The following is a 22,057-nucleotide window of genomic DNA, read 5'->3' as shown; positions in this document are numbered from 1 at the left end:
CGCTGTCGAGTGCAACGAGGCTGCGATCTTTTCTGCAGCCCAGGCACCAAAAAGCCCGCTGACTGTCACCAGTCCAGCGGGCTTTTTTTGACAGGCAGGCTCAGTGCACCGCAGCCGCCTGCTCTTCCATCTTCTTGCGCAGGCTCAGTGGGCGCATATCCGTCCAGGTTTCCTCGATGTAGGCCAGACACTCCTTTTTCAGGCCGCTCTTGCCCACGGTGCGCCAGCCTTGCGGCACGGCCTTGTAGTCGGGCCAGATCGAATACTGCTCTTCGTGGTTGACCACGACTTGAAATAGGATGTCCTCGCGGTCGAATACAGATGTCATGGCGTTTCTCCATCGATGTAGGGTGGGCTGCACGCACGTGCATCCGGTCTGTAGAAGGTACGTTCGGGACGCGGAAAAATTTAGAGACTGGCGGTGGCAGCGGCCATGGCCCGACCAAAGATTTCGGCCACCTGATCGATTTCGCCGCAGGTAATCACCAGCGGTGGCAGGAAGCGCACCACGCCGCCATGCCGCCCGCCCAGCTCGAGGATCAAACCTCGCTTGAGGCACTCACGCTGCACCAGCGGAGCCAGGCGGGCAAAGATCGGCGGGTGACCTTGGGCATCCGGCACACCGGAAGGGTCGACCAGCTCTACGCCGAACATCAGACCTCGACCGCGTATGTCACCCAACTGCGGAAAATCCCGCTGCAGGATGCGCAGGTGTTCGCCCAGGCGCTCGCCCATGGCGGTCGCATGCTCGCAGACCCTGTGCTCGGTCAGGTAGCGCATCACGGCGGAACCGGCGGCCATCGCCATCTGGTTACCGCGGAAGGTCCCGGCATGGGCTCCCGGAAGCCAGGTATCGAGCCAGTCCCGATAGACCACCACCGCCAACGGCAGGCTGCCGCCAATGGCCTTGGACATCACCACCACGTCCGGAATGATCCCGGCGTGTTCAAAGGCAAACATCTTGCCGGTGCGTCCAAACCCGCTCTGGATTTCGTCGACTATCAGCGCCACCCCGGCCTTTTCGGTAATACGGCGCAAGCCACGCAACCAGTCGAGGTCAGCCGGAATAACCCCGCCCTCGCCCTGCACCGCTTCGACTATCACCGCCGCAGGCAACTGCACGCCGGCTTCCGGGTCACTCAGCAGATTTTCCAGGTAGCTCAGGTTGACCTTGACCCCTTGTGCGCCGCCGAGCCCGAACGGGCAACGGTAGTCGTAGGGATAGGGCATGAATTGCACTCCGCTGCCGAGTAAGGCCGCCATGGGTTTTTTCGGCGCCAGGCTGCCCATCAGGCTGAGCGCGCCCTGACTCATGCCGTGGTAGCCGCCTTGAAAGGACAACACGGTGCTGCGACCGGTGGCGGTGCGCACCAGCTTCAACGCCGCCTCCACGGCGTCGGTGCCGGTGGGTCCGCAGAACTGGATTTTCGCTTCGCCAGCCAACCCCTGTGGCAGCAGGGCGAACAGGTCCTGGACGAATTGATCTTTGACCGGAGTCGTCAGGTCAAGGGTGTGCAACGGCAATTCATCGGCCAGCACCTGCCGGATCGCCTCAATCACTACTGCGTGGTTGTGCCCCAACGCCAGCGTGCCTGCGCCGGCGAGGCAGTCGATGAAACGGCGGCCTTCAACGTCCTCGACATAGATACCCTTGGCCCGCTTGAGCGCCAGGGGGATGCGCCGTGGATAGCTGCGGGCGTTAGACTCCTGCCGGGTCTGTCGCGCCAGCAACGGCGACTCGTTGAACTGATAAAGCGTTTCGGCCGGCGCCGGAGCGACCCGCGCCGACTGATCTTGCACAAGGCTGGTAGCGACTGACATCTCTCGACCCCTCAAAAAGGTTTTCCTGTTGTGGAAACGCTTCAGGCGGCTGAGGATTTAGACCCTTGGTCAGCTTTTGCAGCAGGCAACAACAGCCCTTTGCGCATGGGAATGGCCTGCAGACCGGCAACCTTGAAGGTCGGGGCGCAGGGCTGGTATCCCAGATGCCGGTAGAACCCCTCGCCAGTGAGCGTACTGTTGAGTTGCACGTGGCACAGGCCATGACTGATCAACCAGCTTTCCAGGTCACCCACCAGCGCCTGGCCCGCGCCGCGCCGAAACCATTCCGGTTGCACGTAGCAAAACGCCAACTTGCCGCTGATCGCAGCCATGGCGGCCCCCACTGGCTTGTCCTGTAGCAAGGCGATATTGAGGTAAAACCGCGGGTCAGCCAGCCAGGCCATGACATGCCTGACGGTTTTGCTGTGGGTCCAGGTGGCAACGATGCGTGGATCGTTGCGGTGATCAATGGCGCAGCCAACGCGGATCGAACGTTCGACTATCCGGCAGATGATGCCGGCATCGGCGGGGGTTGCCTTGCAGACATGCAGGGATGTTTCCATGGCGCCAGTACCTCAATCCATTGAGTCAAAGCCGGCGAGGACGATAGCGCTAAGGGGGCGGGATGCCTATCGGATAGACGTTACTTTTGATGTGTAACCACGCCTTCTCAGACCGGCTGCAACGGCATCGTCAGTTCAACCCGCAAGCCATCCGGCTTGCTGTCGAACTTCAGCGTGCAACCGCAGCGCTGGACAATTGCCTGGACAATCGCCAACCCCAGGCCACAGCCGGTGCTTTGGCCATTGCGCCAGAAGCGCTGGGTAAGATGTTGCAAATCATCCTCGGCGATACCAGGGCCATGATCGCGAACCACGAACTGCACGCGGTTTTCGACGGTTTCCACGCTCAAGTCCACCGGACCATCACCAGGGGTATGGCGCAGTGCGTTGTCCAGCAGGTTACGCAGTGCGGCAATCGACAGCACCGCCGGCATTTGCACCGGCGCCGCTGAAAGCCTTGCGGGCGCCTTGAAGCGGATGCGCTGGCGATCGCCACTGCCGGCGTCCTGGATCGCCAGCCTGGCCACCTGCTCGGCATTGCATTGCACACCGTCATCGAACGACAGACTGCCTTCGACCCGCGCCAGCAACAGCAATTGTTCGAGGGTGCGGTGCAGACGGTCAGCCCCCTCCTCCGCCCGGGCGAGGGACTGGTCCCGAGCGGCGCCCTCGGTCATGCGCGCGACCTGCAGGTGAGTCTTGATCGCCGTGAGCGGGCTACGCAATTCGTGGGCCGCGTCGCCAGTCAGGCGCCGCTCGCGCTCGATGGTCTTGCCGATCCGTTGCAGCAACTGATTCTGGGTGTCGAGCAACGGCTGCAATTCGCTGGGCAGCGGCTGGATCTGCAGCGGTTCCAGGGAGTCGGCGCTACGCCGCATCAGGGCATCACGCATGCGATTGAGCGGCGCCAGGCCCTGGCCGATCCCCAACCACAGCAGGCACAGGCAACCGAGCAACGCCACGCCGACCGGCACCGATGCCGCCAGCAGGATCGACATGTTCAAGGCTTCGCGCTCGATCTGCCGGTCGGCGGTGGTGATGCGCAGATCTCCCCGAACCAGGGTGAAACTGCGCCAGGGCGCACCATCGATCATCTGGTCATGAAAACCCAGTTGCTCGGCTTCCAGGGTCTGTTGCGGATCGGTGTGACTGCGAGCCAGGATCTCGCCGCGCAGTGAACTGACCTGGCAGGCCATGCCGCCCGGGATGTTCAGTTGCTCGGCACTGAAATGGGTGCCCTCGCCCTTGCTCGGAAGCGCCGGCAGTTGCTCCATCAGCCCGGCGACCATGCGCGCCGACGCCACCAGGCGCTGGTCGAGGGAAAACATCATCTGGTTGCGCAGGTCGCTGAGCATCCAGGCGGCCGCCAGCGCCCAGATCAGCGCGAACGCGGCGCCCAGGGTCAGGCTCAGGCGCAGGCGCAGGCTCATCACTTCGAACGATCTCCACTGCCTGCCGGCCCCAGCCGATAACCCAGGCCGCGTACGGTCTCGACGATGCCGTTACCGAGTTTGCGCCGCAGGTGATGGATGTGCACGTTCAGGGCGTTGCTTTCCAGCTCATCGTTGAACCCATAGACACTGTCTTTGAGCTGTTCCGTGGACAGGACCCGGCCACGGTTGTGCAACAGCGCCTGCAACAGCGATTGCTCACGCCGTGACAAGTCGACCGGCTGGCCGCCCAGGGTGGTTTCGCGGCTACTCGGATCGTAGGTCAGCGCGCCATGCTCGATCAGGTTGACGCTGCGCCCCGCCACTCGCCGCAACAAGGTGTGCAGGCGCGCGGCCAGCTCACGCAGGTCGAACGGTTTGAGCAGGTAATCGTCGGCGCCCGCTTGCAGCCCATCGACCCGGTCCGTGACCGAATCCCGGGCGGTGAGGATCAGCACCGGAATCTCCAGGCCACTGTGACGCAACTGCTGCAACAGCTTCAGGCCGTCCTCATCGGGCAGGCCAAGGTCGAGCACCATGACGTCGAACTCGGCAACCTTGAGCATCGCCCGGGCAGCCGATGCGGTAGCCACGTGCTCCACGGTCAGGCCCTGGGCGGTGAGGCCGGCGACTATGCCGCTGGCGATCAGCTCATCGTCTTCGCAAACCAGTACGTGCATAGTGAGTACCTGAAAAGAAACCAATTAGGCCTGTAGCCGATTAAGCCGACATTATGCCGCAAGCGCCGTTGCGACAAGGCCGTGGCGGTTAATCATCGGTTAATCGCCGTCTCTCATCCTGCCCCCACTTGCACAGGGATAAGGCTTACCCATGCGTCGAATTTTACTGCTTTTCGTTCTCCTGATATCGGGCATGGCCCAGGCCGCCAACGATCCATTCGCGACCAAACCGGACTTCCTTCCTGTAGCCAAGGCGTTCATCTTCACTTCCGAGCGCCTGGAGTCCGGTGAAACCCAACTTTTTTGGCAGATCGCCGATGGCTACTATCTGTACCAGCAGCGTCTGAAGTTCGACGGTTTGCCGCCAGAGCACAAGCCAGCGATGCCCCCTGGGGAATCTCACAGCGATGAATTTTTCGGTGAGCAGCAGGTGTACCGCCAGGGCCTTGAGCTGAAAATACCGGCCGGTGCCACCGGCCAGGTGAAAGTAGGATTCCAGGGGTGTGCCGATGCCGGCCTGTGTTATCCGCCGCAAACCCAGGTCGTCGACCTGGGGGGGACAGTCGTTGCCCCTGCCGCCGCCGAAGCGCCGGACCAGGCCCTGGCCAGCGGCCTGCAACAACGGGCGCTGGGCTGGAGCCTGCTGGTGTTCTTTGGCCTGGGCCTGCTGCTGGCATTCACCCCTTGCACCCTGCCGATGTTGCCAATACTTGCAGGGCTGGTCGTCGGCAGCGGCGCCAGCCCTCGACGCGGCTTCGCCCTCGCCGGCAGTTATGTGGTGTGCATGGCTTTGGTCTATGCCGCGATGGGCGTATTGGCAGCGATGCTTGGCGCCAATCTGCAGGCCTTGCTGCAGAACCCCTGGCTGCTGGGCACCTTCGCCGCCGTGTTTGTATTGCTGGCGTTGCCGATGTTCGGTTTTTTTGAATTGCAACTGCCCGTGGCCATTCGTGACCGCCTGGAAAATGTATCGCGCAACCAGCGTGGCGGCAGCCTGATCGGCGCCGGCGTGCTGGGTGCGGTGTCGGGGCTGCTGGTGGGACCTTGCATGACCGCGCCCCTGGCCGGCGCCCTGCTCTATATCGCGCAGAGCGGCAACGCCTTGCATGGCGGGCTGATCCTGTTCGCCATGGGCATCGGCATGGGGATCCCGCTGCTGTTGCTGGTGACGGTTGGCAATCGCTTCCTGCCCAAGCCAGGCGCCTGGATGAACCTGCTCAAAGGCGTGTTTGGCTTCCTGTTCCTCGCCACTGCCCTGCTGATGCTGCGCCCGGTGCTGGATGAATCACTGTGGGTCGGGCTGTGTGGAGCATTACTGTTGATCGCGGCCTACAGCGCCTGGAAGCAATCGGAAGGTTTCGGCCGGGTTGCCCAGCTGTTCGGCGCAAGTTCCTTGCTGATGGGGGTGTGGGGAAGCCTGCTGCTGATCGGTGCCGCCGGCGGCAGTGATGACCTGTTCAAGCCATTACAGGTCTACAGCACGGCAAATTCGACCAGCATCGCCCGCCCGGTTGGCCACGAGGCCTTCACCACCATCAAGGACCCGGCTGCGCTGCAACGGGAACTGGATGCGGCCAAGGCTCAAGGTCAATGGGTGTTGCTCGACTATTACGCCGACTGGTGCGTGGCCTGCAAAATCATGGAAAAACGCGTGTTCGGCCAGCCGCAGGTGCTCGCGGCACTCAGTGACGTACGTTTGCTGCGTCTGGACGTAACCGCCGATAACGCCGCCAGTCGCGAACTTCTCGGTCGATACAAGGTGCCAGGGCCACCGAGCCTGCTGTGGATCGGCACCGACGGCGAGGAGCGACGTAGCCAGCGCATTACCGGCGAAGTTGATGCCGCCACATTCCTGCAACGCTGGAACCTCACCCGAGAGGCCCGTTAATGCTGACGCTCACCCTCGGCACGTTTGCCATTGCGCTCAATCACCTGCTGCTGATCGGTGCCCTGGCGCTGGCGACCTTTGTGGGTTGGCGAGCGGCCAGGCGCGGTGGCGAAAACCCCGAGTCGGTGCTGTTCAGCCTGTTCCTGATCGGTATGCTGGCGGCGCGGATCGGTTTCGTGGCGCTCTACTGGAAGCATTATCGTAACGATCTCTGGCAAGTCATCGACCTGCGTGACGGCGGCTTCCTCGCCTGGCCGGGGGTGATCGCGCTGTTGCTCGTTGCCCTCTACCGGGGCTGGCGCCGCCCGGGACTGCGTCGCCCCCTGGGGTTTGGCGTGGGTAGCGGCCTGGCGTTCTGGCTGCTCGCTACTTTTTCCCTCTCCATCTACGAACAAGGCACGCGCCTGCCGGAAATCACCCTGCGCAATGCGGCCGGGGAAACCGTGCGACTGGAGGATTACAAAGGGGGTCCGCTGGTGATCAATCTCTGGGCCACCTGGTGCCCGCCCTGTCGCCGGGAAATGCCGGTGCTGGAAAATGCCCAGCAACAGCGTCCGGACCTGACTTTCCTGTTCGTCAATCAGGCCGAAAGCATGCAAAGCGTAAGTACTTACCTGGAAACCCAGGGCCTGAGCCTGTCCAACGTATTGTTCGATGGCAGTGGCCGCCTGGGTCAGGCGGTGGGCTCCATGGCCTTGCCGACTACGCTGTTCTACAGCAATGAGGGCCGCCTGTTGGGCAGCCATCTGGGCGAACTGTCGGAAGCCAGCCTGGCCCGCGCCCTGGAAAACTTCGACAGCCCTGGTTCCGCCACTTCTTCAAGGAAACTGCCATGCCCCGCCTCCGCCACCTGCTGACGTTGACCCTGGGCACTGCCCTGCTGCACCTGCCATTCGCGCAGGCTGCCGAAGAGTTGCCTGAAGCGATCAAGAAAATAGAAGCCAAGGGCGCAAAAATCGTCGGCCAGTTCGACGCACCGGACGGCCTGCGCGGTTACGCCGCGCAGTACCAGAACCGTGGCATGGCCCTGTACCTGACCCCGGATGGCAAACACGTGCTGCTGGGCAACCTGTATGACGCCGACGGCAATGACCTCAGCACAGCCCCCCTGCAAAAGCTGGTTTACGCGCCGATGTCCAAGGAAGTCTGGGGCAAGATGGAAGCGAGCAACTGGATTGCCGACGGCAACAAGGACGCACCGCGCGTGGTGTACCTGTTCAGCGACCCGAATTGCCCTTACTGCAACATGTTCTGGGAGCAGGCGCGGCCTTGGGTGAAAGCCGGCAAAGTGCAACTGCGCCATATCATGGTCGGCATCATTCGCGAGGACAGCCCGGGCAAATCCGCAGCGCTGCTGGCCGCCAAGGACCCGCAAAAGGCCCTGGCAGACCACGAAAAAGCCGGCAAGGCCAGCTCGCTCAAGGCCTTGAAGGATGTTCCACCGGCGATCCAGGCCAAGCTCGCGGCGAACATGCAGTTGATGGAAGAGCTGGAATTGTCGGCCACCCCGGCGATTTTCTATATGGACGACAAGGGTGAGTTGCAACAGCAGCAGGGCGCGCCGTCGCCGGATAAGCTGGTGAAGATTTTGGGGCCGAAGTAAGAGTCCGTTGGCCGCGGACTCAATGAGTTCGCCCATTTACTACTTCCGTCACGGGGTCACATCTCCTACTGGGTAATGCGGCCAAATACACACTGCCGGGGGTGTCATGTCACTCCATCGATCGGGGCCACGGCCGATGTGCTGGAGATGAGTACTTACGATGACAGCATCGGCATCTGCGCCCAGGCCCTGCCGTTTATCTTCGAGCCGTTTGCACAAGACGTGCATGCCAACGGCTTCAACCGCGATGGCCAGGGCAGCCCTTTATCGTGACATTGCCGCTGGCAGTTTGAGTTTTTCCGCTGGTCACGTAATGCTTACGTGACGATCCATGCCAACCGGAGCGCTTTATGCCGCTGTTGTCCCTGCCCTGTAAACGCCTGACGCTGGCGGTACTCGATCCTGAACAGGCGGCGCTGGAAAGCGACTTCTACCGGCGCAACCAGAGGCATCTGGCCCGCTGGTCACCGATTCGCCCCACTGACTACTACAGCGCCGAACGCATCCGACCACGCCTTGAGGTGCAAGCCAGCGCTTTCGCCGCCGGCCTGGCGGTGCATTTTGCACTGCTGGATACGGACGACGGCCAGATGATCGGCGCGTGCAACTTCAGCGGCATCACTCGCGGCGCGTTCCAGGCGTGTTATCTCGGCTACCACATCGACGAAGCCCACCAAGGCCAGGGTTTGATGCAGGAAGCACTGGAAGCGGGCATCCGCTACATGTTCGAAGAACAGCAACTGCACCGGATCATGGCTAATTACATCCCTGGCAATGAACGCAGTGCGCGGCTGCTGGAACGTCTGGGATTTGAACGCGAGGGCTACGCCAAGGCCTACCTGAGTATCGCTGGACGCTGGCAGGATCATGTGTTGACGGCGTTGATCAACCCGGCGCCCAGCGCAGTGTTCCGCTAAGCACTCATGGGATGATTGCGCAACGATCGTCTGCGCTGCATCTGGCCTCAGGCAACTTTTGGCCATCCACTGACAGTCCCTCGCCCAGTGATAACCGGTTTCCAGGTTGGCTCCGTCGCCGTAACAGGTAGCTTTGCTCCCGCAATCCCAAGTATTCCAAGCCGTCACATCCCCTCAAGCTCCGCCATCAGATCGGTCAACCGATCCACCTTCTCCTCGGTGATATCGCTCGCCGCCAGCCCATCGATGTATTCGGCCAGGTCCTCAACCGTGCTGCACTCGAACATCGCCCGCAGCGGCACCTCGCGCTGCAGGGCTGTCTGCACCCGCGAAGCAATCTGCGTGGCCAGCAGCGAATGCCCGCCCAACTCGAAGAAATTATCGCGCATACCCACCCTGTCGACTTTCAACACCTGCGCCCAGATATCCGCCAGCTTCAGCTCAAGCTCAGTGCGCGGCGCCTGGTAGTCCTGGCTCTGCGACTGACCGATTTCCAGTGCCGGCAGCGCCTTGCGATCCAGTTTGCCGTTGGCATTAAGCGGCATGTGCTCCAGCCACAGCCAGTGCAGCGGCACCATGTACTCCGGTAGTTCGGTGCGCAGACGCTGCTTGATGCGCTCCAGGCGTTCGCCGGGATTGAGCGCCGAATCCGCCGCTACCAGATAACCCACCAGGTGCTTGCCATTGGCGCCCTCCTGCACGCCCACCGCAGCGTCCCGCACTTCTGGTTGTTCGTGCAGGCGCGCCTCGATCTCACCCAACTCAATGCGATAGCCGCGAATTTTCACCTGATGATCGATTCGCCCGACGTACTCCAGCACCCCATCGCTGCGGCGGCGGGCCAGGTCGCCGGTGCGGTACAGACGATCCCCCGGCGCGCCAAACGGGTTGGGCACAAATGCCTGGGCAGTGCGCAACGGATCGCTCACATACCCGCGGCCAACCCCTGTGCCGGCGACACACAATTCACCTACGGCACCCAAGGGCACCAGTTCCAGCGCGCCATCGAGCAGGTACAGGCGATTGTTGTCGGTTGGCATGCCGATCGGCAGATAACTGCTGCGGGTCGAGGCCAGGTCGACTCGATAAAACGCCACGTCATCCGAACATTCCGCCGGGCCATACGCGTTCACCAGGCCGACTTGCGGGTAACGCAGCAGCCATTGGTGGGCCAGTTCAGGTGGCATGGCTTCACCGGTCGGCAGCATCCAGCGCAGGCCATCGAGGCTCATGTGTGCTTGAACGAGCATGCCCTGGATCAGCGACGGCACGCTTTCCAGCACGGTGACGCCTTGGGCGACCACGTGTGCCAGCAATCCCTGCGGATCATGGGCGATGGCGTTCGGCACGATGTCCACACGTGCACCGAACAGCGGTGCCGCGAGGAACTGCCAGACGGATATATCGAAGCTTTGCGAAGCGGTCTGCGCGATCACATCGGCCTCGCCCAGGTTCAGGTACGGCACCTTGCTCAACTGATTGTTGAGCATGCCGCGCTGTTCGACCATCACGCCCTTGGGCAGACCTGTGGAACCGGAGGTGTAAATCACGTAAGCGAGGTTATCCGGTCCACTGGAGATCCCGGGATTGGCGACCGATGCAGCGCTCGCCTGCACCTCTTCCCAGACCAGCAGCTTGGGCCGATGCGCACAGCTGAATGAATCCAGCAGCGAAACGGCCTGCTCCCGGCAAGCCTGGGTGCACACCAGCAACGGCGTGCGGCTGCGATCGAGGATACGGCTCAAGCGTTGGCTCGGCAGGCCCGGATCCAGCGGCAGATACCCCGCACCCGCCTTGAAGCTGCCGATGATCATGCCCAGCAACGCAAAGTCGCGTTCGGCCAGCAGGGCCACCGGTTGATCCAGCCCCACCCCGGCCGCCAGCAGTGCATGACCGAGCCGGTTGCTGCACACGTTCAGTTCGGCATACGTGTGCCGCTGATCGAGACAGCTGGCCGCCACTCGCTGCGGATGCCGGGCCACCTGCGCTTCGAACAGCGCCACGTAGCTCTGCTCCAGCGGATACTCATGGGCGCTCTGGTTGCAACCGTAGAGCAGGAAATCCCGTTCCTCGGTGCCCAGCAGCGGTAGATCCGCCATGTCACCATGGAAACCCTGTACCAGTGCCAGCAGCAGGCGCTTGAACTCGGCGAGCATGCGCTCGACCGTGGTTTCATCGAAGAATCGCTGGTCGTACGACAGATGCAAGCCCAGGTCGTCCCCCGGATAACACACCGCCGTCAGGGGGAAGTTGGTGTGCGTACGGCCTGAGTCCGACGTGGCATTGAGGCTCTGCGCGCGGTCCAGAACCGAGACTTCGACCGGCGCGTTCTCGAACACGAACAGGCTGTCGAACAGCGGCTGGCCCTTGGGCAGCTCACTGTGTTCCTGGATGTTCACCAGCGGCAGGTACTCGTATTCACGCAGCTGCATATTGCTGTCGAGCAACTCGCCAAGCCATTGGCGAACGCTGCAACGCTGATCGTCCCCGGGCATCTTCACCCGCAGCGCGATGCTGTTGATGAACAGCCCCACCGTGCGTTGCATTGCCGGCATCTGCACCGGACGGCCGGCCACCGTGACACCAAACAACACGTCGCGATCACCGCTGAGGCGCCGCAGGACCAAGGCCCAGGCCGCCTGGGCGAAGGTATTGACGGTCAACTGATGGGCCTGGGCCAGTTCGCGCAGTTGCACGCCGTCCCGGACAGCCAGACGGGTGTAACAGTCGCCGACGACCATGCCGCCACTGTCGCCGGCATGCTCGCGCAGCAAGGGCCGATCGCTTGGAATCGGCGTTGTCCGTTCAAAACCCTGCAGATTGTCTTTCCACCACTGCCGGGCTTCGGCAAGGTTCTGCCGTTGCAGCCAGGCGATGTAATCACGATAACGCGGCGGTAGCGTTAATTGCGCTTCGCGCCCCTCGCCCAAGGCGGTGTAGATCTCAAAGAAATCGTTCATCAATAGCGAACGGCACCAGGCATCGATAAGAATGTGGTGGTTGCTCATCATGAACCAGTAGCGCGCCGCGCCGACACGGATCAGGCGCAGGTGAAACGGGGCCTGGTTGAGCAGGTCGAAGCCGGTTTCACGTTCGCTTTTGAGCAGCGCCTGCAACCTGGGTTCCTGCTCGGCCTGGGCAACAGCCGACCAATCGAGGTACTCGATCGGCGTGCTGCCCGGCTTGTGGATAACCTGCAGCATGTCCTCGCCAACGTTCCAGCAGAACGATGCCCGCAGGGCCTCGTGCCGGGCGATCACCGCATGCCAGGCATCGGCAAAACGCTGCGGGTCCAGTTCACTGTTGATGCGGTAACGGTCTTGCATGTAGTACAGGCCGGTGCCCGGTTCCAACAAGGTGTGCAGCAGCATGCCTTCCTGCATCGGCGTCAGCGCAAAGACATCTTCAATGAGCGCGGCAGGTACTGGCAGCGCATCGAGCTGGGGCTGGGTGAGTTTCGCCAGCGGGAAGTCCGACGGCGTCAGGCCTCCCGCGCCATCGCCCAGGCAATGCTCGATCAGACTCTGCAATTCTTCGAGGTAGGCGTGCGCCAGCTCGGCGATGGCCTGCGGGTCGTGACGCTCTGTACTGAAGGTCCAGCGCATCACCAGCTCACCGCCATAGACCTGGCTGTCGACGCTCAGCTCGTTGGGCAGCGGCGCCTCCGGATCGTGTGCCGCGCCGACCGGTTCGTCCAGCGGACGGAACAAGGCGTCGTCAGCAAAACTCTGGTCGAACTGGCCCAGATAATTAAAGGTGATCTGCGCCGCCGGCAAGGCCGACATGGCGTGGCGGCAGACGTCGTCGGCCAGGTAACGCAGTACCCCATACCCAAGGCCCTTGTGCGGGACGGCGCGCAGTTGCTCCTTGATTGCCTTGATCGTGTGCTCATGCTCAAGTCCTGGCGTCAGGCGCAGTACGAATGCGCTGGTGAACCAGCCAACCGTGCGGGTCAGGTCGATGTCGTCAAACAGGTTCTCGCGGCCGTGGCCTTCAAGTTGAATCAGCGCCGACTCGTGCCCGCTCCAGCGGCACAGAACCCGGGACAAGGCACTCAGCAGCAGGTCGTTAACCTGCGTGCGATAGGCACTCGGCGCCTGTTGCAGCAACTGGCGGGTGCGCTCGCCGTCGAGGCGTACGCTGATGGTCTCGGCGTGGCGATGCTGGCGTCCACCCTCAGGGCGGGCGCACGGCAGCGCAACATCCGGCCCGGCCAATTGTGCCTGCCACCAACCCAATTCCTCACGCAGCGAATCACTGCCTGCGTAGGCCTGCAGGCGAGCCGCCCAGTCGCGCAAGGCGCTGCTTTTCGCCGGTAACTCGACGGATTTTCCCGCGAGCAATCGACGATAAACCGTCTGCACATCGTCCAACAGTACTCGCCAGGACACGCCATCCACCACCAGGTGGTGAATGGCGATGAACAGGCGTTGCTGACCCTGCGGACCATCCACCAGCAGCGCCCGCAACAACGGCCCCTGCTTGAGGTCCAGACTTCTCTGGGCGTCGGCGAACAGCGCGGTGCACTGTTCCATGGATTTGACCCGCACCTGCCACAGCACGGGGGTGTCGCTATCGATCCGATGTTCGGCGCGCCAGGCGCCAGCCACTGCGGTGAAGCGCAGCCGTAATGCATCGTGTTGCTCGATCACCGCCAGCAGTGCCTGCTCCAGGCAATGGGGTTCGAGCAGCATGGTCGGCTCCAGCAACAAGGCCTGGTTCCAGTGTTGAGGCTCAGGAATTTGACAGTCGAAAAACCAGTGCTGGATCGGCGTCATTGGCGATTCACCGGTGAGCAGGCCTTGTTCGGCCACCACCTGTTCCGTACGCGTGGCGATGGCGGCGAGCGCCTGCACGCTCTGGTGCTGGAACAGGTCCCGTGGGCTGAAATGAATGCCCTGCTGACGGGCGCGGCTGACCACCTGGATAGACAGGATCGAGTCGCCACCCAGTTCGAAAAAGTTGTCGTTGAGACCCACTTGCGTGACGTTCAACACCTCGCACCAGAGGCTGGCCAGGGTCAGTTCAAGCTCGCTGCCGGGTGCCACGTAATGCTGACGATTGAGCGCCGGGTCCGGCGCCGGAAGCGCACGACGATCGAGCTTGCCGTTGGCCGTCAGCGGCCAGTGTGCCAACAGGATCAGGTGCATGGGCACCATATAGTCCGGAAGCTGGGCATTGAGGTGAGCCTTGAGGGATTCGCGCAGGCTGCTCTGTTGCGCGTCATCCTGCTCGGCGACCGCCGTCAGCAGGTAGCCCACCAGCTGCTTGCCACTTGACGCATCAAGCGCCAGCACCACCGCTTCACGCACCGACTCATGCTCCAGCAGGCGATTTTCGATCTCGCCAAGCTCGATACGGAAACCGCGAATCTTCACCTGATGATCGATGCGGCCGAGGTACTCCACCAGCCCATCGCCGCGCTGGCGCACCCGATCTCCAGTGCGGTACAGGCGTGTGCCATCGGCGGCAAAGGGGTCGGCCACAAAGCGTTCGGCGGTCATGCCCGGACGCTGGTGGTAACCCTGGGCCAGGCCGGCACCGCCGATGAACAACTCGCCCGTCGCGCCCTGGGGCACCAACGCCAGGTCGGCGTCGAGGATGTACCCAACCCGGGCGCCGATCACGCTGCCGATCGGTACGCTGCCCATGCCCTCTTCCAGCTGTTCCGGGGCCAGGCTGGCCAGTGGCATGACCACGGTTTCAGTCGGGCCGTAAGCATTGAAGAACAGGCTCGGCTTGAACGCCGCGCGAATTCGTTGCAGATGTTCGCCGGTCAAGGCTTCGCCGCCGGTGATGCACATACGCACTGGCAGGGTTTCATTGCGGGTGGCCAGCCACTGCGCCAACTGGCTGCCATAGCTTGGCGTGAAGCCAAGGATATTGATGTGGTGGCGACGGATCAGCTCGCAGATCTCCTGCGCATCCCACTGACCTTGCGCCCGCAAGACGACCTGGGCGCCGCTCAACAAAGGCACCAGCAATCGCTCGGTGGCGGCGTCGAAATTGATCGAATAGAAGTGCAGTTCGCAATCATCGGCGCGCATGCCGAAGCGCTCGATCACCGCGCGGCAATGCATGGCGATTTCGCCGTGGGACACTACCACGCCCTTGGGTTTTCCGGTGGAACCCGAGGTGTAGATCAGGTAGGCCTGATGCTGGGGCAAACTGCTGCGAGGCAACTCTGCCGCCGGGTAATCGGCCAGGGCGGCGCTGTCATCTTCAAGGCACCAGCGCGAAACGCCAGTCGGCAACTCGCCCAGGGCCGTGAACATGGCCGAGTTGCTGAGGAGCAAGCCGATGCCACTGTCCTTGATCATGTAGTGCAATCGGTCCAGCGGGTATTCCGGGTCCAGCGGCACATACGCGCCGCCGGCTTTGAGTATCGCCAGCAGGCCGACCACCATCTCCAGCGAGCGCTCCAGCGCCAGGCCAACCCGCACCTGCGGCCCGACTCCACGCTCACGCAGCATCCAGGCCAGGCGATTGGCCCGGGCGTCGAGTTCGGCATAGCTCAGGGTTTGCCCGGCGAAGGTCAACGCCGGTGCATCGTTGCGCAGCAGCGCCTGTTCACTGAACAGGTGATGCACGCACTGGTCCAGACGATGCTCGCCCGGCTCCACGCCGAGGCTGTCGAGCAGGTTTTTCTGCTCGTCGGCGGCCAACAGCGGCAACTCGCTCAGTCGCTGTTGCGGATCGGCCAGCAACGCCTCCAGCAGGTTGCGCCAATGTCCGGCCATGCGCGCAATGCGCGGCTCATCGAACAGATCGGTGCTGTAGGTCAGGCAGCAACCTAGGCGATGGTCAAGGTCGGTGACTTCCAGGTTGAGGTCGAACTTGGTTGCACGAGCATCGTTGGCCAGGTACTCGACGGTCATCCCCGCCAGGGTGCGTTTTTGCTGGAATTCCCAGCGCTGCACATTGCACATCACCTGGAACAGCGGGTTATAGGCGGCGCTGCGCGGCGGCTGCAAGGCTTCCACCAGATGATCGAACGGCAGATCCTGATGGGACTGGCCTTCGATGACGGTGTGGCGCACCTGCTCGAACAACTCGCCGACGGACATCTGCCCATTGAGCTGGCAGCGAAGTACCTGGGTATTAAGGAACGCCCCGATCAGCCCCTCGCTTTCCGGACGGATGCGGTTGGCCACCGGCGCGCCGATGCGCAGGTCGGTCTCGCCGCTGTAGCGATAGAGCAATACGGCCAGTGCAGCGGTCATGGTCATGAACAGGGTCAGGCCATGTTGCGCATTGAAGGTTCGCACCCGCGCGGCCAACTCGTCGGGCAGGTCAAAACGGTACAGCTCGCCCCGGTGGCTTTGCACCGGTGGCCGCGCTCGGTCGGCGGGCAGCTCCAGCAACGGATGTTCGCGGCCCAGCTGCGCGGTCCAGTAATCGAGTTGACGCTGGCGCTCGCCGGACTCCAGCCACTGGCGCTGCCAACCGCTGTAGTCGAGGTATTGCACCGGCAGCGGCACCAGGGGAGATTCGCGGCCATCAACCAGCGCTTCGTACAGTGCGCTGAGCTCCCGGGCAAAGATGTCCATGGCCCAGCCTTCGGTGACGATGTGGTGCAAGGTCAGCACCAGGTAGTACTCCTGCAAGGCGGTCCTGACCAGGCAGGCGCGCAGCAGTGGACCTGTTTCCAGATCGAAGGGTTTATGGGCCTCGGCGTCAGCCAGAAGCTGGACCTGGCGCTCGCGGTCAGCGTCTGCCAGCGCGCTGAAATCCTGCAATTCCAGGAGCACGCTGCTGTGCGGGTGAACCTGCTGTCGAGCCACACCGTCGACACTCGGGAAGGTGGTGCGCAGGGTTTCGTGGCGCAGGATCAGCGCTTGCAGCGCAGCGTCGAAGCGCTCGACATCCAGCTCGCCGCGCAGTCGCGCCATGCCACCGACGTTGTAGGCAGGGCTGTCGGGCTCCATCTGCCAGAGAAACCACATGCGCTGCTGGGAATATGACAGCGGCACCGGCTGGCTGCGGTCAACCTGCTCGATGGGCGGCTGCCGATTGATGTTGCCGCTGATTTGGAGCAAACGTACCTGTTCGGCGAACGCACCGAGTTCACTGTTCTCGAACAGGGCCCGCAGCGGCAGTTCGACGTCACACGCCTGGCGGGTCCTGGAGATGATTTGCGTGGCCAGCAAAGAGTGGCCGCCAAGGGCGAAGAAGTCATCGCGCAGGCCGATCTGCCCATGGCCCAATACCTGGCGCCAGATGCCGGCGAGCTGCTGTTGCAGCGCCGTCACCGGCTCGACATGCTCGCACACCTGCCACAGCGGCTCCGGCAAGGCCCGGCGGTCGAGCTTGCCGCTGGGACTCAGGGGCATCGCCTCCAGGCGCATCAGTTGCGCCGGCACCATGTACTCGGGCAGCTCGGCCACCAGGGCAGCGAGCAGCCGGGTGTTATGCCCGTCATGTGGCTCAGCGTCAGGCGTAGCGGTGTAGTAACCGATCAGCTGTGCACCAGCGACAGTGTCGCGCACCAGCACCGCAGCCTGGGCGACGCCGTCCTGAGCCAGCAGGCGCGCCTCGATCTCCTGCGGTTCTACGCGGAACCCACGTAATTTGACCTGCTGATCGAGCCGCCCGAGGTATTCAATCACCCCGTCTGCGGTCCACCGCGCGCGGTCTCCGGTTCGGTACAGGCGCGCCCCTGGCTCGCCCAGAGGGTCGACGACAAATCGTTCGGCGGTCAGCGCCGCACGTCCCAGGTAACCCCGCGCCAGGCCGAGACCGCTGATGCACAGCTCGCCCGGCACGCCGGCCGGGAGCGCATTCAATTCGCTGTCCAGTATCCGGCACAGCACGTTCCCCAGCGGGCGGCCGATTGGCGAGCGCTCGCCGTCGGCGCGGGTGCAATGCCAGTGGGTGACGTTGATCGCGGTTTCGGTCGGACCATACCGATTGTGTAACTGCACGGCGGGCAACTGCGCCAGGACGCGGTCGCGCAGCTCGGGGGCCAGGGCTTCACCGCCGCTGAACACTTGACGCAGGCTGGTGCACTCGGCGCTCAGCGGCTCGTCAATGAACAACGAAAGCAACGGCGGCACAAAGTGCAAGGTGGTGACGCCGAACTGTTGCACCAGCCTCGCGATACGGTGGGGATCGCGGTGCTCGCCAGGCCCGGCAATCAGCAAGCGCGCACCGGTCACCAGCGGCCAGAAGCATTCCCACACCGATACGTCGAAACTGATCGGGGCCTTTTGCATCAGCACGTCAGTCTGGTCGAGGCGGTAAGTGTCCTGCATCCACTGCAGCCGTTCGGCCAGGGCCGCATGAGTATTGCCCACGCCCTTGGGCTGGCCGGTGGAGCCCGAGGTGTAGATCACATACGCCAGGTTGTCGCCTTGCAGGTGCAGGCCCGGTGCGTGGCTCGGCCAGCTTTCCAGGTGCAGGGTGTCCATCGCGATGACGCTGACGCCTTCGGTGGCCGGCAAGCGGTCGAGCATTCCGGTCTGGGTCAGCAGCAACCCGACCGCGCTGTCGGCGAGCATGTAGGCCAGGCGCTCGGCAGGGTAATCGGGGTCCAGCGGCACGTAGGCACCACCGGCCTTGATGATCGCCAACAGGCCGATCAGCAACTGCGGCGAACGCTCGGCGGCAATCGCTACGCGCACGTCAGGACCGACGCCTTTATCGCGCAGATAATGGGCCAGGCGGTTGGCCTGGGTGTGCAGCTGGGCAAAATCGAGGCTGCCGCTTTCCCAGATCAGCGCCGTACGTTCGGGGGTCAGGCGCGCCTGGTCGTTGAGCTGGTCAGGCAGCCATTGAGTGGCCGGCGCGCGGGGGGCACCGCTCCACTGCGCCAGTTGTGCCTGCTCGCTTGAGGTCAGCAGGGGCAGGTCGCCGATGGCGGTAGCAGGCTGCTCGCAAACCGCGCGAAGCAGGTTGCAATAATGCTCGGCCAGGCGCTCGAGGGTGCTGGCGTCAAACAGCTCGCTGGCGTAGTCGAAGGACAGGCTCAGGCGCCCCTTCTGGTCCTCTTCACTGTGCAATTGCAGGTCGAACTTGGCTTCGCGGCTGTGCCACGGCAGCTCTTCGGCCAACAGACCCGGCAGCCGCCGCAGTGCACTCAGGTCGCGCTGCTGGTGGTTGAACATGACCTGGAACAGCCCTTGTTCGCGCGCCTGGGGACAGGCTTGCAGCAGCTGCTCGAACGGCAGGTCCTGATGGGCTTGCGCACCCAGCGCGGCGTCGCGGGTCTGCGCCAGCAGCTCGACGAAAGGCTGCCGCGAATCCACCTCGGCACGCATGACCTGGGTGTTGATGAAGAAGCCGATCAGGCCCTGGGTTTCCAGGCGCGGACGGTTGGCGTTGGGCACCCCGATACGGATCTCGCGCTGGCCGCTGTAGCGATGCAACAAGCTCTGGAAGGCCGCGAGCAGCAGCATGTACGAAGTCGATTGATGCGCCAGGGCGGTCTGGCGAATGGCATTGCTCAGGGCCCTATCGAGCTTCACGCCATGGCGTGCCGCGCGGCGCAGGTGCTGCGCCGAGCGCGGATGGTCGGTCGCCAGGTTCAACGTCGGATGTTCATCGCCCAAGTGCGCTTTCCAGTAGGCCAGCTGCCGCTCACCCTCCCCTTGCCCCAGCCATTGGCGCTGCCAGCTGGCGTAGTCGGCGTAATGGGTCTCCAGGGCACCCAGCGCGGCGGTCTGCCCCTGGGACGCGGCGGCGTAAATCCGCGAAAACTCGTCGATCAGTACGTTCAGCGACCAGCCGTCAGCGATGATGTGGTGCATCGTCACCAGCAGTTGATGGTCTTGCTCATCGAGGCGTACCAGGGTCACCCACCACAACGGGCCCTTCTCCAGATCGAACTGGGTCCGCGCTTCGTCCTCACGAATCTGCCAGGCACGGGCTTCACGCTCGGTCACCGGCAGGTGACTGATATCGATCACTTGCAGATTGAATTCGGCGGCGGCATCCACCTGCTGCAACGCCACCCCGTCATGCTCGAAAAAGCGCGTACGCAAGGCCTCATGACGCTCGATCAATTGCTGGAAACTGATGCGCAATGCGTTCTCATCCAGCTCGCCACGCAGGCGCAGGGCACCGGGAATGTTGTAAGCGCTGCTATGCGGGTCAAGCTGCCAGGTGATCCACAACCGGTTCTGCGCCAGGGACTGTGGCAGCGCTTCGCGGCGTGGCAGGGCAGCTATTGTGCCTTGGGCCAGGCCACCCTCCTGCTGTTGCTGCAGGACTGCTGCGGTGAAAGCGCCCAGGGTTGGCGCCTCGAACAGCAGGCGCAGGTTCAACTCCAGGCCGAGCGCCTCGCGCAGTTGGGCGATCACTTGGGTGACGGCGATGGAGTTGCCGCCCAGCAGGAAGAAGTGATCGTCGGCGCCGAGCTGCTCGACCTGCAATTGTTCGGCCCAGATTTTCCCGATCAGGCCTTGCAGTTCAGACTCTGCTTCGCCCGTCGCCTCGTTGGCCGGGGTCGCTGACGGGAACTGTGCATAGCTGTCCAGGCTGCCCTCGGCCAGGCAAATGCGACAGGCCGAGCGTTGCAGTTTGCCGCTGGAGGTCTTCGGCAGCGCACCCGGATTGAGCAACACCACAACACCCGGGGCCTCCTGATACGCTTCGGCTACTGCTTGACGGATGGCCTTGATCAGCGCCTCGGGCGCAAGGATTTTCTGCACGCTGCGGCTGATTTCGGCGGCGATGCCGATGCCTTCGACACCGTCCACTGATACGGAAAATGCTGCGACGCGCCCCTTGCGCACCACCTCGACTTCGCGCTCGATGGTTTGCTCGATATCTTGCGGGTACAGGTTGTGGCCGCGCACGATCAGCAGGTCTTTCAGGCGACCGGTGATGAACAGTTCACCGCCACGCAGGAATCCCAGGTCGCCGGTTCGCAGCCAGGTGCGGCCGTGGTGCTGGACGAACGTCTCGGCACTGGCCTGGGGATTGCGCCAATAGCCGTGGGCGATGCTCGGCCCCGTGGCCCAGACTTCCCCCACGCAATTGTCGCCCAGTTCGGTCCGTGCCAACGGATCGACCACTCGCAGCCCATGGCCCGGCTGGCTGATGCCGCAACTCATGATCGCGCTGCCTGCACCCGCCTCGGCACGATTGGCGGCCAATGCCAGGTCGTCGACTCGCAGGCTGCCAATGCCTTGGCCTCGCGGACTGCCGGCAACGAACAATGTGGCCTCCGCCAGTCCGTAGGACGCCATGAAGGCATCCGGTATAAAACCGCACGTGGCGAATTTCCCGGCGAAGCGTTCCAGGGTGTCGAGGCGAATCGGTTCGGAGCCGGAATACGCCACCCGCCAGCCACTGAGGTCGAGCTGCGCCAGGGCCGACTCGCTGACCCGCTCGCTGCACAGCCGGTAAGCAAAATCCGGCCCGCCGCTGATGGTACCGCCGTACTCGCTGATCGCTTCGAGCCAACGCAACGGGCGCGCAAGGAAGTACGCCGGCGACATCAATACACAGGGCACGCCACTGAAGATCGGCTGCAGCAGGCCACCGATCAGTCCCATGTCGTGGTACAGCGGCAGCCAGCTGACGATCACGTCATCTGGGTTCAGATCGATGCCAAAGCCTTGGCGGATCAGCGCCTCGTTTGCCACCAGATTGCCGTGGCTGACCTGCACACCTTTAGGCATCGCCGTGGAGCCGGAGGTGTACTGCAGGAAAGCGATATGCTCGTCCTGCACCGAGGGCTCAATCCATTGCCCGGCGAGCATGCGGTCGAGGGTGTCGACGCACAGCAGCGGCGGCGCTCCTTCGATTTGCCCCAGGGCGTCGCGCAGGCCGGCGCTGGTCAGCAGCAGGCGTGGCTCGGCATCGCTGATGATCGACAGCAGGCGTTCCTGATGATGACGCCGGCTTGATTCCGGCGGATAGGCCGGCACCGCGATCACGCCCGCATACAGGCAGCCAAAAAAAGCCGCCACATAATCCGGGCCGCTGGGAAACAGCAGCACCGCGCGATCACCCCATTGCGTTTCCTGCTGCAATGCCCCAGCGATGGTCCGCGCCCGCTCATCAAGCTCGCGATAGCTGAGCACCAGCGCTTCATCCCGGGATTCGGCAAGAAACCTCAAGGCCACCCGATCCGGCGTCAGGGCCGCGCGGCGCTGGAGGGCTTGGACCAGATTGCTTGGAAGTTCGAACGCGTCGGTCATGGGGGTT

The 22,057-nt window shown here is 63.3% G+C and carries 11 protein-coding genes; 5 read left to right on the top strand and 6 right to left on the bottom strand.

Going from position 1 to position 22,057, the window contains the following annotated elements; translation table 11 throughout:
* Positions 1-100: 100 nt before the first annotated feature.
* The 5 genes from IMW75_RS06905 to IMW75_RS06885 form a co-directional block, all read right to left on the bottom strand.
* Positions 101-328: an MbtH family protein gene (locus IMW75_RS06905; protein WP_045058130.1), complete on the bottom strand. Its 228-nt coding sequence runs from the start codon at positions 326-328 to the stop codon at positions 101-103.
* Positions 329-408: 80 nt separating this feature from the next.
* Positions 409-1,821, bottom strand: a complete 1,413-nt coding sequence (locus IMW75_RS06900; protein WP_205892162.1) for an aspartate aminotransferase family protein — start codon at positions 1,819-1,821, stop codon at positions 409-411.
* 41 nt (positions 1,822-1,862) lie between these two features.
* A complete protein-coding gene (locus tag IMW75_RS06895) occupies positions 1,863-2,384 on the bottom strand; it encodes a GNAT family N-acetyltransferase (protein ID WP_205892161.1) in 522 nt (173 codons plus the stop codon).
* Between the two features lie 107 nt (positions 2,385-2,491).
* Positions 2,492-3,817: an ATP-binding protein gene (locus IMW75_RS06890; protein ID WP_045058127.1), complete on the bottom strand. Its 1,326-nt coding sequence runs from the start codon at positions 3,815-3,817 to the stop codon at positions 2,492-2,494.
* Positions 3,814-4,494, bottom strand: coding sequence for a response regulator (locus IMW75_RS06885; protein ID WP_045058126.1), 681 nt, complete (start codon positions 4,492-4,494; stop codon positions 3,814-3,816). Before IMW75_RS06885 ends, IMW75_RS06890 begins: the two co-directional genes overlap by 4 nt.
* Before the next feature lie 151 nt (positions 4,495-4,645).
* Here IMW75_RS06885 and dsbD point away from each other — a divergent pair, with 151 nt between their 5' ends.
* From dsbD to rimJ, 5 genes are all read left to right on the top strand, one after another.
* Entirely contained in the window at positions 4,646-6,382 is a 1,737-nt protein-coding gene (dsbD, locus tag IMW75_RS06880; protein ID WP_205892160.1) for a protein-disulfide reductase DsbD, read from the top strand.
* Complete coding sequence (locus IMW75_RS06875; RefSeq protein ID WP_045058124.1) at positions 6,382-7,239, top strand: TlpA disulfide reductase family protein; 858 nt, start codon at positions 6,382-6,384, stop codon at positions 7,237-7,239. The genes dsbD and IMW75_RS06875 overlap by 1 nt, the downstream gene beginning before the upstream one ends.
* Positions 7,215-7,985 (top strand): thiol:disulfide interchange protein DsbG, encoded by a 771-nt coding sequence (gene dsbG / locus IMW75_RS06870; RefSeq protein ID WP_045058123.1) that lies wholly within the window; start codon positions 7,215-7,217, stop codon positions 7,983-7,985. The genes IMW75_RS06875 and dsbG overlap by 25 nt, the downstream gene beginning before the upstream one ends.
* 147 nt (positions 7,986-8,132) lie before the next feature.
* Positions 8,133-8,258, top strand: a complete 126-nt coding sequence (locus tag IMW75_RS27160) for a hypothetical protein (RefSeq protein WP_272873823.1) — start codon at positions 8,133-8,135, stop codon at positions 8,256-8,258.
* Between the two features lie 77 nt (positions 8,259-8,335).
* Entirely contained in the window at positions 8,336-8,902 is a 567-nt protein-coding gene (gene rimJ, locus IMW75_RS06865) for a ribosomal protein S5-alanine N-acetyltransferase (RefSeq protein WP_045058122.1), read from the top strand.
* A 164-nt stretch (positions 8,903-9,066) separates the two neighbouring features.
* Here the strand turns inward: rimJ and IMW75_RS06860 are convergent, their stop codons facing one another.
* A complete protein-coding gene (locus IMW75_RS06860; RefSeq protein WP_205892159.1) occupies positions 9,067-22,050 on the bottom strand; it encodes a non-ribosomal peptide synthetase in 12,984 nt (4,327 codons plus the stop codon).
* Between the last annotated feature and the right edge of the window lie 7 nt (positions 22,051-22,057).

The organism is Pseudomonas gregormendelii (genome assembly GCF_017114825.1).
Classification (GTDB): domain Bacteria; phylum Pseudomonadota; class Gammaproteobacteria; order Pseudomonadales; family Pseudomonadaceae; genus Aquipseudomonas; species Aquipseudomonas gregormendelii.
The sequence above is the reverse complement of the archived record's forward strand: the minus strand, read 5'-3'. Positions and strand labels throughout refer to the sequence as shown.